This is a genomic window from Nisaea sediminum (genome assembly GCF_014904705.1).
Lineage (GTDB): Bacteria > Pseudomonadota > Alphaproteobacteria > Thalassobaculales > Thalassobaculaceae > Nisaea > Nisaea sediminum.
In genome coordinates this window covers 244,330-256,902 of sequence record NZ_JACZCQ010000001.1, presented here as the reverse complement: position 1 = coordinate 256,902, position 12,573 = coordinate 244,330, and the positions used below count along the sequence as shown (strand labels likewise).

Below are 12,573 nucleotides of genomic sequence, written 5' to 3'. Positions count from 1 at the left end.
CAACGCCCGCCGTTCCTACGGCTCTCCCGAACCGATCTCCTGCTTCCTCCGCGCCGCGTAAGCCTCCAGCGCCTCCCGCCGTCCCGGATCGAACTGCGGCGCCTCGTAACGCTCCAGCACCTGCTGCCAGATCTCCGTCGCCCGGCTGCTCGCGTCCCGCGCGCCGGCGAGCTCCCAGTTCTCGTGGTTCTGCCAGTCACTCACCATAGGCTCGTAGAACGCGGTCTTGAAGCGATCCATGGTGTGGGCGGCGCCAAAGAAATGACCGCCCGGCGCGGTCTCGCGGATCGCTTCGAAGGCGAACTCGGCATCGGAGAAATCGACCGGCTCCAGAAAGGCGGCCATGTTCTGCAGGATCTCGACATCGATCACCAGCTTCTCGTAGGAGGCGACGAGCCCGCCCTCGAGCCAGCCGGCCGCATGGTAGATCATGTTGCCGTGACCCATCACTGCGCCCCAGAGCGCCATCTCGGTCTCGTAGACCGCCTGCGCGTCGGCGACGTTGGAGGCGTTGCAGGAGCTTGTGCGGTAAGGCAGCCGGTAATGCCGGGCGAGCTGTCCGCCGGCGAGATTGGCCCAGGCGTTCTCCGGCGTGCCGAAAGCGGGCGCGCCTGTGCGCATGTCCACGTTCGAGGTGAAGCAGCCATAGACCACCGGCGCGCCGGGCCGGACCGCCTGGATCAGCGCGATGGTCAGCAGCGCCTCCGCATTCTGCTGGGCCAGCGCTGCCGGGAGCGTCACCGGCGTCATCGCCCCCATCAGGGTGAAGGGCGTGACGACCACCGCCTGGCCCATTTCCGCCAGCGTGGTGGCGGCGTCCGACATCTCCTTGTCGAGCTTGCGCGGCGAATTGACGTTGATGTTGGTGATCGCCGACGGGCTCGCCGCAAGATCCTCCACCGTGAGACCGCGGGCGATCGCCTGCATCTCCATCAGGTCCCGCACCCTGCCGCTGCCGATCGACATGCCGCAGAACATCTTGTCGGTCAGCGTCAGGTTGGCGAAATAGGTGTCGAGGTGGCGGGTGTTTGCCGGCAGGTCGGTCGGCGCCAGGGTCTGGTTGCCGAACATGGTGATGACGTTGAAGCTCTGCGCCAGCTTCATCAGCTCGCAATAGTCGGCGAAATTTCCCGGACGGCGCCCGCGCAAAGCGTCATGTACGTTGGGCGGGCCGGAGACCATGCCGAAATTCAGCACGTTGCCGCCAATGGTCACGGCCCGTTCCGGGTTCCACGGAGTCAGCGTGAAGCTTTCCGGCGCCTTCGCGACCAGCTCCGTCACCAGCGCCCGGTCCATCCGGACGATGCCGCTCGCCTCGTCCGTCTCGGCGCCGGCCGTCTTCAGCCGGCGGCGCGCATCGGCACTCATCACCTCGATACCGATCTCCTCGAGAATCCGCATCGAGACGTCGTGCACTTTGGCGAGCTGCTCCGGCGTCATCGGGTTCACCGGGGGGAACGGGTTGACGATCCGGCCGAACGGTCTCTGGCGGTCGAGGATCGAGGGTTCGCCGCCGCGCCTGCGGCCGCCGCCGGACCTGCGTCCGGACCGGCGTTCCATGCCGGGCATGGTTGCCTCCTTCCTTGCGGCGGACGGACCGCCGCCTGTTTCCGGGGCGGTCATTGCCGCGCCGCCCCTCCCGGGCGAACCCGGATCGCCTTCAGTATCGCCCCCCGATCCCATACTTCTATCGTCTCTATCGGACCAAACCGGCGGAAAAGGTGACGCCGGTGAGGCATTCCCCTTCCGTGGTTCTGGAAAATGCCGCGCACCACTGTATCATCAACCTCCCGTCCTCCGGCGCGTCCGCGCCATGCATTCGATCAGGATCCGCTATGCCCCGTCTTCCCAAGATGACACCGGACAAGCTCGCGCCCGCGCAGGCTAAACTCTACGAAACGATCACCGGCGGCGTGCGGTTCAAATCGACGCCTGGCCTCGACATGATGGAGCCGGACGGGACCCTGCGCGGACCGTTCAATGCGTGGCTGCACACCCCCGAAACCGGCGAGGCCGCGCAGGCGCTCGGCGTGAAGCTGCGCTTCGAGAACTCGCTTTCCGGCCCGGAACGCGAGACCGCCATCCTGACCGTGGCGCGGCACTGGCGCTCGCAATATGAATGGTGGGCGCACGAGCAGATCGCCCTCAAGGAAGGCATGACACCTGAGCAGATCGCCGAGCTCAAGGCCGGCACCGGCCCTTCGGGAAGCCCGGCGCTCGCGGCCATCCGCAGCTTCGTCGCCGAACTGATGGAAACGGGCGACGTCTCCGACGCGACCTACGACGCGACCCATGCCTTCACCGGCGACAGGGGCATGGCGGATCTGGTGACGCTGGCCGGCTATTACGCGATGATCTCGGCCAACCTCAACGTCTTCCGTGTCGACGTTCCCGAGGGCGAGACACCACCATTCGCGGACTGACCCTTTTCCTCCGCCCGGCGGATCATTAAATAGGCCCGGCAACACGGCAACCGGACCGGATAGGGAGAGCTTTGGGCATGGGGGATGGACAGGGATTTCGCGCGCGTTTGCGGCTCTTGGTCGACAGCGCCGGCTTTTCCAATCTCGTCACGGGACTGATCGTCCTGAACGCGGTCATCCTCGGGCTCGAGACCTGGCCCGTCGCGATGGAAACGGCCGGCCCGCTATTGCAGACCGTCGACCGCATCCTTCTGGTCTGCTTCTGCGCGGAACTGCTGATGAAGATGGTCGGTCAGGGGCGCGATTTCGTCCGCCAGCCCTGGAACTGGTTCGACACCATCGTCGTCGGCATCGCCCTGATCCCGAGCACCGGCGCCCTCTCCGTTCTCCGGGCGCTCCGGGTGCTGCGGGCGCTGCGCCTGCTCTCCATGGTGCCGCGGATGCGCATGGTCGTCGAAGCCCTGCTCCGCTCCCTTCCGGGGCTCGGCTCCATCGCGGGACTTCTGATGCTTGTCTATTACGTCTTCGCCGTGATGGCGACGAAGCTCTTCGGCGCGGCCTTTCCCGAATGGTTCGGCAATATCGGCGCCAGCATGTACAGCCTGTTCCAGATCATGACGCTGGAAAGCTGGTCGATGGGAATCGTCCGCCCGGTGATGGAGGTCTTCCCCTACGCCTGGGCCTTCTTCGTTCCCTTCATCCTGGTGGCGACCTTCACGATGCTGAACCTGTTCATCGCCATCATCGTCAACTCCATGCAGTCGATCGCCGACGACGTGGCGCGGGAACGCTCCGAGACCGCCACGGAAGAGATGAAGACCTTCACCCATGCCGATCACATGGAATTGCTGAACGAGCTGCGCGCGCTCCGCGCCGATGTGCAGGACCTGAAGGACCGTTGAGGCTCACCAAGCAGCCCCGGGCGGAAAGCAGGCACAAAAAAACCGCCTCCTAGGCGGTCTCGAACAATAACAGGAAACGAACCGGGCGCGACACGCGCGCCCGGTTCGAAAGAAAATCAGCCGTTGACGGCCGACTTCAGGGCCTGACCAGCCTTGAACTTCGCCTGCTTCGACGCGGCGATGTTGATGGTCTCGCCCGTGCGCGGATTGCGGCCAGTGGTGGCGGCCCGCTCAGAGACAGAGAAAGTGCCGAAGCCGACGAGGCGGACATCGCCACCCTTTTTCAGCGTGTCGGTGACCGCATCGATCACACCGTTAACTGCCGCTTCGGCCTGAGCCTGGGTGAGGCCGGTCTTGGAGGCAACTGCCGCGCTGAGTTCGGATTTATTCATGGAACTGATCTCCCGTTATTGGATGGGCCGCAGTCTCTGGGATTCTCATTCCCGCTGCAAGCCCCGGAATCGCTCGGAAATGCGAGATTTCTCGCGAGTTTCTCCGCTGTTTTTAGCTAACCACTCGCGAAGAATTAATAATCGCGAAAAATCAAAGCGTTACGGAGATAGGGGTTAAAATCCGCTCAGGATGCACACCTATTCGATGTACCTCCGGAAGGTCAAAAAAACCGCATGATCGCTACGCTTAAGGGGGGTTCGAGAGGTTTTCCGGAGCCGATTCCGATAGAATCAACATCGAAAGCCAATGACGGCTCTCTCCATCAGTTCGGAAAGTCATAGAGCGCGACAGGGTTCTCCAGCAGGAATCGTCGCCGTACCGCCCTATCCTGGAACCACAATTCCGCTGCCCGGAACAGACCGGCCGTGCCTGGGTTGCGCGGCGGAGAGAGCGCCCAGGCATCCACAGCCTCATCCGTATGCAGCGGGGTGTGCGGCCAGTCACTGCCCCAGACGATCCGGTCCGCACCGATGTCCGCAATCTCATTCGCAAGATCGCGGAACCAGCTCGCGTCCCCGCCTCGCGTCAGGCGGTCGACGCCCGACAGCTTGATCCAGGCGCCGTCCTCGATCAGGCGCAGCAACCCCGCCCTCTCATCCGGCGCCGCGCCGGGAGCGAGAAAGCCGAAATGATCGAGCACCAGATAAGAGGAGAGCTTCGCCTGCTGCTCCGCCAGAAACGCGTAGCTTGAGGGATCGCAGAAGACCTGGATGTGCCAGCCGCTCCCGGCAAGGGCGGCATCGACCTCCCTCAGAGACTGTTCGAGCGGACGGACGCCGCTGCGGACCGACAACATATTGAGACGCAATCCGCGCACCCCGGCTTCGTGCAGATCCTGGAGACTTCGGTCGGCGATCTGCTCCGGGTCGAGCACCGCGACGCCCCGCGCGCGGCCGCCCATCGCCCGCAACGCGTCGACCATGCAGGAATTGTCCGTACCGTAGAAACTCGGCTGCACGACGACGGTGCGGGAAACCGGCGTATCCGCGAGTGCGGCCCAGTAATCCTCCACCGACGCCGGCGCCTGTGTATAGCGCCTCTTGGGGTCGAACGGATAGGTCTCCGCGCCGCCTATTATATGTATGTGGCAATCGATCGCTTCTTCGCGCGTCATCGCTCCCCGCCTCCCGTTTTCCGTCCGATGCTTTCCCCGCGCCGAACACCGCAGGGTGAAATTGGCGATTATCGCTCCCGCCTTTTCGCCATATTGTCTGCCCCAACCAGATTTGGAAACGCCTTGGAGACCGCCCCGATGACCGACAAGATCCTGACGAGCCAGGATGGGAATATCGCCCGCATCGTTTTCAACCAGCCGGAAAAGCGCAACGCCGTCTCGCTGGAAATGTGGGAAGCGGTGGAGAAGGCGCTCGACGCTTACAAAGACGATGACGCCGTTCGGGTGCTGATCCTGTCCGGCGCCGGCGGCAAGGCTTTCGTCTCGGGCGCGGATATCTCGAAGTTCGAATCCGAGCGCGCCAGCGCCGAGGCCGTTGCCCATTACAATGCGACGACGAAGCGGGTCTACGACAAGGTCGCCTCCTTCCCGAAGCCGGTGATCGCGCAGATCGACGGGTTCTGCGTCGGCGGCGGCGTCGCGCTCGCGGTCTGCTGCGATATGCGGATCTGCGGCGAAGGTTCCCAGTTCGCCGTCCCTGCCGCCAAGCTCGGCCTCGGCTATCCCTATGAGGGACTGCGCCGTTTGACCGGCGTGGTCGGGCCGAGCTTCGCCAAGGAAATCTTCTATACCGCGCGCCGTTTCAGCGCCTCGGAAGCCTACGAGATGGGGCTCGCCAACCGGGTCGTTCCGGATGCCGAGGTCGAGAAATATTGCACCGAGTACGCAGAGATGATTGCCGGCAATGCGCCGCTTACCGTCAATGCAGTCAAGGCAATCGTCAACGAGGTGATGAAGGACGAAAGCGACCGCGACCTCGACATGTGCGCCCGGCTGGTCGCCGAATGTTTCGCCAGCCAGGACTATATCGAGGGCCGGCGCGCCTTCATGGAAAAGCGCAAGCCGAACTTCACCGGCTCCTGACCCCCCTGTTCCTGCAAGGCACGCTGTCCCGATGAATGAAGACCGCGCACACGAGCGCTTCGAAACAGCGCTCGCGACCTACCGCCAGGAATTCGAGACGTTCTTTCTCGCCAGGTTGCTCGATCTCGGGTTCGAGTACGAAGAGGAACTCTGCCGGATCCGCTTTCCGGTCGAGGATTTCCTCTTCAATCCGCAGGGCAGCGTGCATGGCGGTGCCATCGCCACGGTTATGGACATCTCGATGGGGCATCTGCTGAAGCGCGTCACCGGGACCGCAGGTGCGACGCTGGAGATGAAGGTGCAGTACTTGCGCCCGCTCACCTCCGGCTCAGCCTGTTGCGAAGGACGGTTCCTCCGGCGCGGACGCTCGCTCTGTTTTCTCGAATCCCGGATGTTCGACGAGGCGGGGAACCTGGCCGCCATGGCGACCTCGACCTGGAAGCTGCCGTCCGGCCGATAGAACGGGTCTCAGGGAATTTCGGCAGCGAGGAACGTCATCATATCGGAATTCCGCCGTTCCACCGGACCGATCCGGTCGACCCATTTGCAGACGGTCATGCCGAGCAGACCGGTCATCGGGCCTTTCGGCGTATCCGCCAGGGGCAGCAGAATACGCTCCCCGAACGCGAACCGGTTCGCCGAGTTATAGACCTGCCCCTTCATGCAGACGACACGACCTTCCGTTACGACCGGAAGCCACCTTGCGGTGACGAACTGGCGTCCCTGTTCCGAGAGGATATCCCTCAACGTCAGTCCCTTGAGGTTGCCATGGCCGAAGGTCTCGGCGATGTCCGTCCCTGCAAGCCGGTAGCGGAAAATGTCGGGTTTCTCGAAATCAACCAGATAGACCAGGGACAGCAGCTGGAAGATCTCACTCGGATCAATATCCTGGCGGCTCGGCGCGATCCGCCCAGCCCTCTTGCTGCACCAATAATCGAACAACTGCAGACTCTGCGGTTCTTCGAGAAAGTCGGAGACCGTCCCCGGAAGTTTTCCCGCCGTCGCCGTCATCCTGCAATCCGAGTTACGAATTCATGGCCGGCGCCGATTTCTTTTGGCAGTACCAAAGTATTCATCCCCAATAATACCTTGTTACGACTTATACGGCATCGTCAGTCTGCGGCCAACAAGAATGGAAGAAGCTGCTCCAGAACGGTGCCCGGCGCTTCCTCCGGAAGAAAATGCCCGCAGGGGGCCGGTCCGCCGGTAACCTCGCTGTCGCTCCAATTGCGCCAGGTATCCAGCGGATCCCTCGCGCCTCCCGGACCGCCAAACCCGCGAATGCCTCCGTAGAGAAACAGCAGCGGGCAGGACAATCTCCGGCCGGATTCCCTGTCGTCCCTGTCATGGGCGACATCGATCGAGGCGCCCGCCCGGTAATCCTCGCAGGTCGCTTCGATCACCGCTGGGTCGCGCATCGCCTCGAGATAGAGCTGCATCGCGTGTGCGTCGAACAGGAACTCCGGCGCCGCCCATTTCCGCATCAGATATCCATAGAAGAAATCGGGATCGCTCCCGATCATCGTCTCCGGAACCGGCGCGGGCTGCGCCAGAAAGGACCAGTGGAACCCGCCGACCGCGCCGGCGAGATCCATCTTCTCCCACATATCCAGAGTCGGGATCACGTCGAGCGAACAGAAACGCGTGACCCGTTCCGGATGATCCATGCTCAGCCGGAAGCCGACCCGCGCACCGCGATCGTGCCCGACAACGGCGAATGTCTCGTGCCCGAGAGCGGTCATCAGCTGCACGAGATCCTTCGCCATCGCCCGCTTGCTGTGGGCGGCATGATCATGCGACGGCGCCGGTTTGCCGCTGGCTCCGTAACCGCGCAGGTCCGGAACCACGACACGGAAACGTTCGGCAAGCGTCGGTGCGATCTTGTGCCAGCACGCTCCCGTCTGAGGGAAACCGTGAATCAGCAGCACCGGATCGCCGATGCCGGCGGTCCGAACGAAAATCTCGGTTTCGGCAACCGCTACCGTCTCAGTTTTGAATCCGTCGAACATTCGTCGCTCCGGCCGTTAGCGCGCCGCCAGCCCGCAGGCGGGCGATGAATTCCGTGATTTCGTCCAGCGTGATATCCGGCGCCTCCAGATGCGGCGCATGACGGCAATCGGCAATCATCCGGATATCGACCCTTGCCGGAACGCGCTCTGCCACCACCCGAACCTGCGCTTCGGTCCCATACTGATCCCCCTCGCCCTGAAGGCAAAGAACCGGGACGCATATCGGGTCGAGGCAGTTCCGGATGTCCCAGGCCTTGAATCCGGGATCGAGCCAGGCGTCGTTCCAACCCTGGAAGGCCGCGTCCACATTGACGTGATATTTCGCCAGGCGGTCGCCCAGGTCACCCTCGGCATAGGCCGTCCGCGCCTTCGCGATCGCCGCAAGCCCTATTTCCTCGGTAAAGAAATGCGGTGCCATAAGCACTAGTCCGCGCACCCGCGGATCGCGGACCTCACCACAATGGATCGCTGCGATGGAGGCTCCGTCGCTATGGCCGATCAGCAAGCCCTCGCGGAATCCGATCCCGTCCAGAACCTCGGGGAGCACGGAAACCGCCTCGCGGGTCATGTAATCGAGCGGGCGGGGCAGCGAACAGGGGTCGGAGGCCCCGTATCCGGCGCGGGAAAAGGCGAGCACGCCGCATCCCGTGGCCTCGGCGAGGCTTCGGGGGAAATCCCGCCAGAGCGCAACGCAGCCAAGCCCTTCATGCAGCAGAACCAGTGTCGGCGCCCGGTCCGGGGGCGGACCCACGGTATAGGATTCCAGCTCGACCCCGCCGGCACTGAGCCGCGTGGATCCGCCGGCTTCGCGCCAGCGCGCTGTCCGCACATCACCCATTGCCGAAAAGCGCCTTCACGACCGCCCCCCTTTGAAAGACCATCCGGTTAAAATGGGAACACGCCTCCACATCCGATGCAACCACCGGCAAGGCATGAGTGATTGATGCCGAAAGCAACAACGCTGTCCTGCGGCATCGGCCGTTATCCATCCTCGACTAACCGGTCAAAAATAACGTACACATTAACGCATACGTTATTTCCAACTCTGGGAACGAGGATCAGATGAAGAGTAACCGCGTCTACCGCATCGCCCTTTTCGACGGAGACGGGATCGGCCCCGAAATCATGGCGCCGACGCGCGTGTTGCTTGAAGATGTGTCGAAACGGGTCGGACGCAAGTTCGAATTCGACTCCCTGCCCGCCGGAGCACAGCATTTCGCCCGGACAGGCGAGTCCCTGCCCGCGGATTCCATGGCGGCGGCCCGTGCGGCGGACGCGATCCTGCTCTCGGCGATGGGCCTGCCGGACATCCGCAAGGCGGACGGGACCGAAATCTCGCCGCAAATCGATCTGCGTTTCGCCCTCGGACTTTATGCCGGGGTCCGTCCGGTCAAGCTCTATCCAGGACAACGCACACCGCTCGGCGATCCGCGCGTGTTCGAAACCGATTTCGTGCTGATCCGCGAATCCACGGAAGGTCTCTTCGCCCACAAGGACGAAGGCCAGGTCGTCGGCGGACAGTACGCGACCGAGACGCTCCGGATCACCCGGCAGACCAGCGAGAAGCTGTTCGACTTCGCCTTCCGCCTCGCCCGGCGCCGGTCCGCGAAACGCGGCACGCCGGGGCGCGTCACCTGTATCGACAAGGCGAACGTGTTCCGCGCCTTCTGGTTCTTCCGCTCGATCTTTGAGGAACGGGCGAAAGCCTTCCCGGAAATCGCCGCCGACAGCGCCTATGTCGACGCCTTCGCCATGTGGATGGTGCAGAAGCCCTGGGAGTTCGACGTCGTCGTCACGGAGAACATGTTCGGCGACATCCTCTCGGATCTCGGTGCCGGCATCATGGGAACGCTCGGCCTCGCGCCGTCGGCCGATATCGGCGACAGCAACGCGGTGTTCCAGCCCTGTCACGGCAGCGCACCCGATATCGCCGGCAAGGGCGTGGCCAATCCGCTCGCCATGTTCCTCTCTGCCGCGATGATGCTGGACTGGCTTTCGGACGAGCATGAGGACGGCGCGCTCGCCGAAGGCGCGCAGATGATCGAACGAGCCGTGGCCGCGACACTGACGGACTCAACGGTCCTGACCCGCGATCTCGGTGGCGACGCCGGAACGTCGGAGATATCAGATGCCGTTCTTCGCGGAGTTGCAGCGTGAGCCCACGACTTCCAGCAGCCTCCTCGGCGCCGGCATTGCCGGAAGAGCGACATCCGAGCGCCGGTGCGAAGGCATACCGCGCGATGAAGGGAATGATCCTTGATGGACGGCTGAAGCCCTCAGCCTCCTATCTCGAGACCGAACTCGCGGAATGGATCGGCGTCAGCCGCACGCCGGTGCGCGAGGCCGGACTCCGCCTGGAGCGCGAGGGTCTTGTCAAGGTGCGCCCGCGCCGGGGCATTCAGGTCCTTCCGGTCTCGGCCGAGGACATGAACGAGATCTATCAGATTCTGAGCGCGCTCGAACCGCTGGCCGCCCAGCTCGCCGCCGAGAGGGGGCTGGATGAGGCAACCATGGCAGCCATGACAGGTTTGACGGCACGTATGGAAGCCGCCCTCAGCGAAAACGATCTCGTGAGCTGGGCGGAGGCGGACGATGCCTTCCACGCGCTGCTTGTCGAGGCGTCGGGGAACGCACGCCTGATCGAGGCGACGGCGCGCTACCGGACCCAGGTTCACCGGGCACGGATGGCAACGCTGACCATGCGTCCGACGCCGCGGAAATCGACGGAGGATCACCGGGCACTGCTCGAATGCCTGCTGAACAGGGATGCGGAGGGTGCGCGAGCGGTTCACCATGCGCATCGCTGTGCGGCGGGAAAGATGCTCACCGAGTTGCTCTCCAAACACCACCTCGATAACCTCTAGGGGATCGGGCTAAGACGTGACGGGGTCCGTTCCGTATACCCGGAGGAACGCCCCGGTCGCCTGTTCGGCTCGCCTTCTGATCTCGGACGGATCAAGGCTGGTCTGCAGCCCGAGCAAGGCGCGCACCTGGAGATCCCGCGTCAGCAGGCCGAGGAACATCTCACCTGCGTCCACCGGATTGTCCATTTTTAGTGCGCCCTCGGCCTCGTACCGTCGAAGGGTATCGATGACGAGCGGGAAAGTCGCGCCGCGGCCCGACCGCTCCAGAGCCCGCGAGAGGGAAAGATCGCGGCTCGCCTCGGAGATTGCCGCCCGGTTTATGGCCAGTCCGCTCTCGGACAGCAGCAGGTTCAGAAGGCCGATGCCGAAATCCGTCAGGAAGGCGCCCACTCCGCCTTCTCCGGACAGAAACGGAGCGATCTCTTGCTGCAGCCGCTCCGCGTTGCGCTGAATGACGGCTTCGAACAGGCCGGTCTTGTCGCCGAACCAACTGTAGAGCGTTTCTTTCGAGGCATTCGCCCGCTTGGCGACAGCCAGCATCGTGGTTTCGCGGTAGCCGCGCTCGATCAGAATTTCGATCGCCGCATCGAGTATTTCGTTCCGCCGTTCCCGGCGGTCCCGATCTTTCATTTTCCGCAACTCCACATACGCAATCCTCTTTGCATGAGAACGTGCTTGACCGCAACCGTACCCATAAGTACGGTCAATTGTCCGTACCAATTGGTACGCCTATTTCCGGAGCCTCTCATGCAACCTTCCCCCTCCACCTCATCCCCGGACCCAATTGCGGGCGCCGCCTTGGTCACGTTGCTGACCATCACGGTCGTGATGCTGCTCGCCCTTGTCACGCAAACGCCACCGCATCCTCCGCTGGCAATCCCACTCTTCGCGCTCGCACCTTTCCTTGGTGCCTCCCTCGCACTCGGGGCGGCGGCGCTCTATCTCTGCAGATCCGGCACTCGCATGTGGCGCATTGCGGCGATGGCGTTTATCGTTAGCGTCCTTCCGTCGTTCGGCCCGCACAAGCTGCTGGTTGCCGAATTCACACAAATCTGGCCTGCCGTGCTCGTTGCGGAGGCCGCGCTCGTTGTCCTGGTCTTGCGGCTGGCCGCCGGCTTCCGCAAAGACCGACCCGCAACGGATCACCGACAGGGAAAGGCAAGCGCATGAGCGGGCTCTCTGAAATCGTCTCGACCGACTTTCTCCTAACGACCCTGCTTGTCACCCTGCTGCCGGGCACAGGTGTGATCTACACGCTCTCGGTAGGTCTATTTCGTAGCCGGACAAGCAGCATGGCCGCGGTCGCGGGCTGCACAATCAGCATCGTGCCGCACCTGATGGCGAGCGTGTTCGGCCTTGCCGCGCTTCTTCACACCAGCGCCCTGCTGTTCGGTTTGATCAAATATGCAGGCGTGATCTACCTGCTCTATCTCGCGTGGGGCATGTGGCGGGACCGGAGCACGAGCTTTAACACGGACGCCGAGAGGGAATCCGCCGGTGAAGAGGCGAGCAGCCTGCGTGCGATCGCCATGCGAGGCATCCTGATCAACCTGCTGAATCCCAAGCTGACCCTGTTCTTTCTCGCGTTTCTGCCGCAATTCGTTCCCCACACCGCGGAGGAGCCTCGATTTGCGATGTTCGTGCTGGCCACCCTCTTCATGCTGATGACCTTCGGCGTCTTCACGATTTACGGGCTCTTCGCGGCACAGGTTCGAGACCTTGTGCTTTCCTCGGAAAGAACGGTGATCTGGATGCGGCGCCTGTTCGCGGCAGGCTTCGCGGCCTTCGCCGTGAAACTCGCGACAACACATAGCGGAGACTGAGGAGCCGCGGCGCCTCACCGCTGAAACCGGCTCCTTTGCGTCATGTCTTCCGATTGCCGGG

At 63.3% G+C, this 12,573-nt stretch carries 15 protein-coding genes; 8 read left to right on the top strand and 7 right to left on the bottom strand.

Going from position 1 to position 12,573, the window contains the following annotated elements:
* Positions 1-15: 15 nt before the first annotated feature.
* Positions 16-1,569 (bottom strand): trimethylamine methyltransferase family protein, encoded by a 1,554-nt coding sequence (locus tag IG122_RS01185; RefSeq protein ID WP_226893248.1) that lies wholly within the window; start codon positions 1,567-1,569, stop codon positions 16-18.
* 266 nt (positions 1,570-1,835) lie between these two features.
* Between IG122_RS01185 and IG122_RS01180 the strand changes: the two genes are divergently transcribed.
* Together IG122_RS01180 and IG122_RS01175 are read left to right on the top strand one after the other, a co-directional pair.
* Positions 1,836-2,423: a carboxymuconolactone decarboxylase family protein gene (locus tag IG122_RS01180; protein ID WP_193179663.1), complete on the top strand. Its 588-nt coding sequence runs from the start codon at positions 1,836-1,838 to the stop codon at positions 2,421-2,423.
* 77 nt (positions 2,424-2,500) lie between these two features.
* Entirely contained in the window at positions 2,501-3,325 is an 825-nt protein-coding gene (locus IG122_RS01175) for an ion transporter (protein WP_193179661.1), read from the top strand.
* 116 nt (positions 3,326-3,441) lie between these two features.
* On the opposite strand, the gene IG122_RS01170 is transcribed toward IG122_RS01175, so the two are convergent.
* A complete protein-coding gene (locus tag IG122_RS01170; RefSeq protein ID WP_193179659.1) occupies positions 3,442-3,717 on the bottom strand; it encodes an HU family DNA-binding protein in 276 nt (91 codons plus the stop codon).
* A gap of 323 nt (positions 3,718-4,040) precedes the next feature.
* Positions 4,041-4,892 carry an amidohydrolase family protein gene (locus tag IG122_RS01165; protein WP_193179657.1) on the bottom strand — a complete coding sequence of 284 codons (852 nt, stop codon included), beginning with the start codon at positions 4,890-4,892 and terminating at the stop codon, positions 4,041-4,043.
* 138 nt (positions 4,893-5,030) lie between these two features.
* On the opposite strand from IG122_RS01165, the gene IG122_RS01160 reads away from it, so the two are divergent.
* Both IG122_RS01160 and IG122_RS01155 read left to right on the top strand, forming a co-directional pair.
* The gene (locus IG122_RS01160; RefSeq protein WP_193179655.1) at positions 5,031-5,816 is read left to right on the top strand and encodes an enoyl-CoA hydratase; all 786 of its coding nucleotides are present in this window, start codon (positions 5,031-5,033) and stop codon (positions 5,814-5,816) included.
* Between the two features lie 31 nt (positions 5,817-5,847).
* Positions 5,848-6,276 carry a PaaI family thioesterase gene (locus IG122_RS01155; protein ID WP_193179653.1) on the top strand — a complete coding sequence of 143 codons (429 nt, stop codon included), beginning with the start codon at positions 5,848-5,850 and terminating at the stop codon, positions 6,274-6,276.
* An 8-nt stretch (positions 6,277-6,284) separates the two neighbouring features.
* On the opposite strand, the gene IG122_RS01150 is transcribed toward IG122_RS01155, so the two are convergent.
* The 3 genes from IG122_RS01150 to IG122_RS01140 all read right to left on the bottom strand — a co-directional run bounded on the left by IG122_RS01150 (position 6,285) and on the right by IG122_RS01140 (position 8,663).
* Positions 6,285-6,827, bottom strand: a complete 543-nt coding sequence (locus IG122_RS01150) for a PAS domain-containing protein (protein ID WP_193179651.1) — start codon at positions 6,825-6,827, stop codon at positions 6,285-6,287.
* Between the two features lie 101 nt (positions 6,828-6,928).
* The gene (locus IG122_RS01145) at positions 6,929-7,825 is read right to left on the bottom strand and encodes an alpha/beta fold hydrolase (RefSeq protein ID WP_193179649.1); all 897 of its coding nucleotides are present in this window, start codon (positions 7,823-7,825) and stop codon (positions 6,929-6,931) included.
* A complete protein-coding gene (locus IG122_RS01140; RefSeq protein WP_193179647.1) occupies positions 7,803-8,663 on the bottom strand; it encodes an alpha/beta fold hydrolase in 861 nt (286 codons plus the stop codon). Before IG122_RS01140 ends, IG122_RS01145 begins: the two co-directional genes overlap by 23 nt.
* 224 nt (positions 8,664-8,887) lie before the next feature.
* Between IG122_RS01140 and IG122_RS01135 the strand changes: the two genes are divergently transcribed.
* Positions 8,888-9,982 carry an isocitrate/isopropylmalate dehydrogenase family protein gene (locus IG122_RS01135; RefSeq protein ID WP_193179646.1) on the top strand — a complete coding sequence of 365 codons (1,095 nt, stop codon included), beginning with the start codon at positions 8,888-8,890 and terminating at the stop codon, positions 9,980-9,982.
* Entirely contained in the window at positions 9,979-10,689 is a 711-nt protein-coding gene (locus IG122_RS01130) for a GntR family transcriptional regulator (protein WP_193179644.1), read from the top strand. Before IG122_RS01135 ends, IG122_RS01130 begins: the two co-directional genes overlap by 4 nt.
* Before the next feature lie 9 nt (positions 10,690-10,698).
* Here IG122_RS01130 and IG122_RS01125 read toward each other — a convergent pair whose 3' ends face one another.
* The gene (locus tag IG122_RS01125) at positions 10,699-11,319 is read right to left on the bottom strand and encodes a TetR/AcrR family transcriptional regulator (RefSeq protein ID WP_193179642.1); all 621 of its coding nucleotides are present in this window, start codon (positions 11,317-11,319) and stop codon (positions 10,699-10,701) included.
* A gap of 117 nt (positions 11,320-11,436) precedes the next feature.
* Here IG122_RS01125 and IG122_RS01120 point away from each other — a divergent pair, with 117 nt between their 5' ends.
* Both IG122_RS01120 and IG122_RS01115 read left to right on the top strand, forming a co-directional pair.
* Positions 11,437-11,859 (top strand): hypothetical protein, encoded by a 423-nt coding sequence (locus tag IG122_RS01120; protein WP_193179640.1) that lies wholly within the window; start codon positions 11,437-11,439, stop codon positions 11,857-11,859.
* On the top strand, positions 11,856-12,512 hold the full coding sequence (locus IG122_RS01115) for a LysE family translocator (RefSeq protein ID WP_226893246.1): 657 nt from the start codon (positions 11,856-11,858) through the stop codon (positions 12,510-12,512). Before IG122_RS01120 ends, IG122_RS01115 begins: the two co-directional genes overlap by 4 nt.
* Positions 12,513-12,573: the final 61 nt, after the last annotated feature.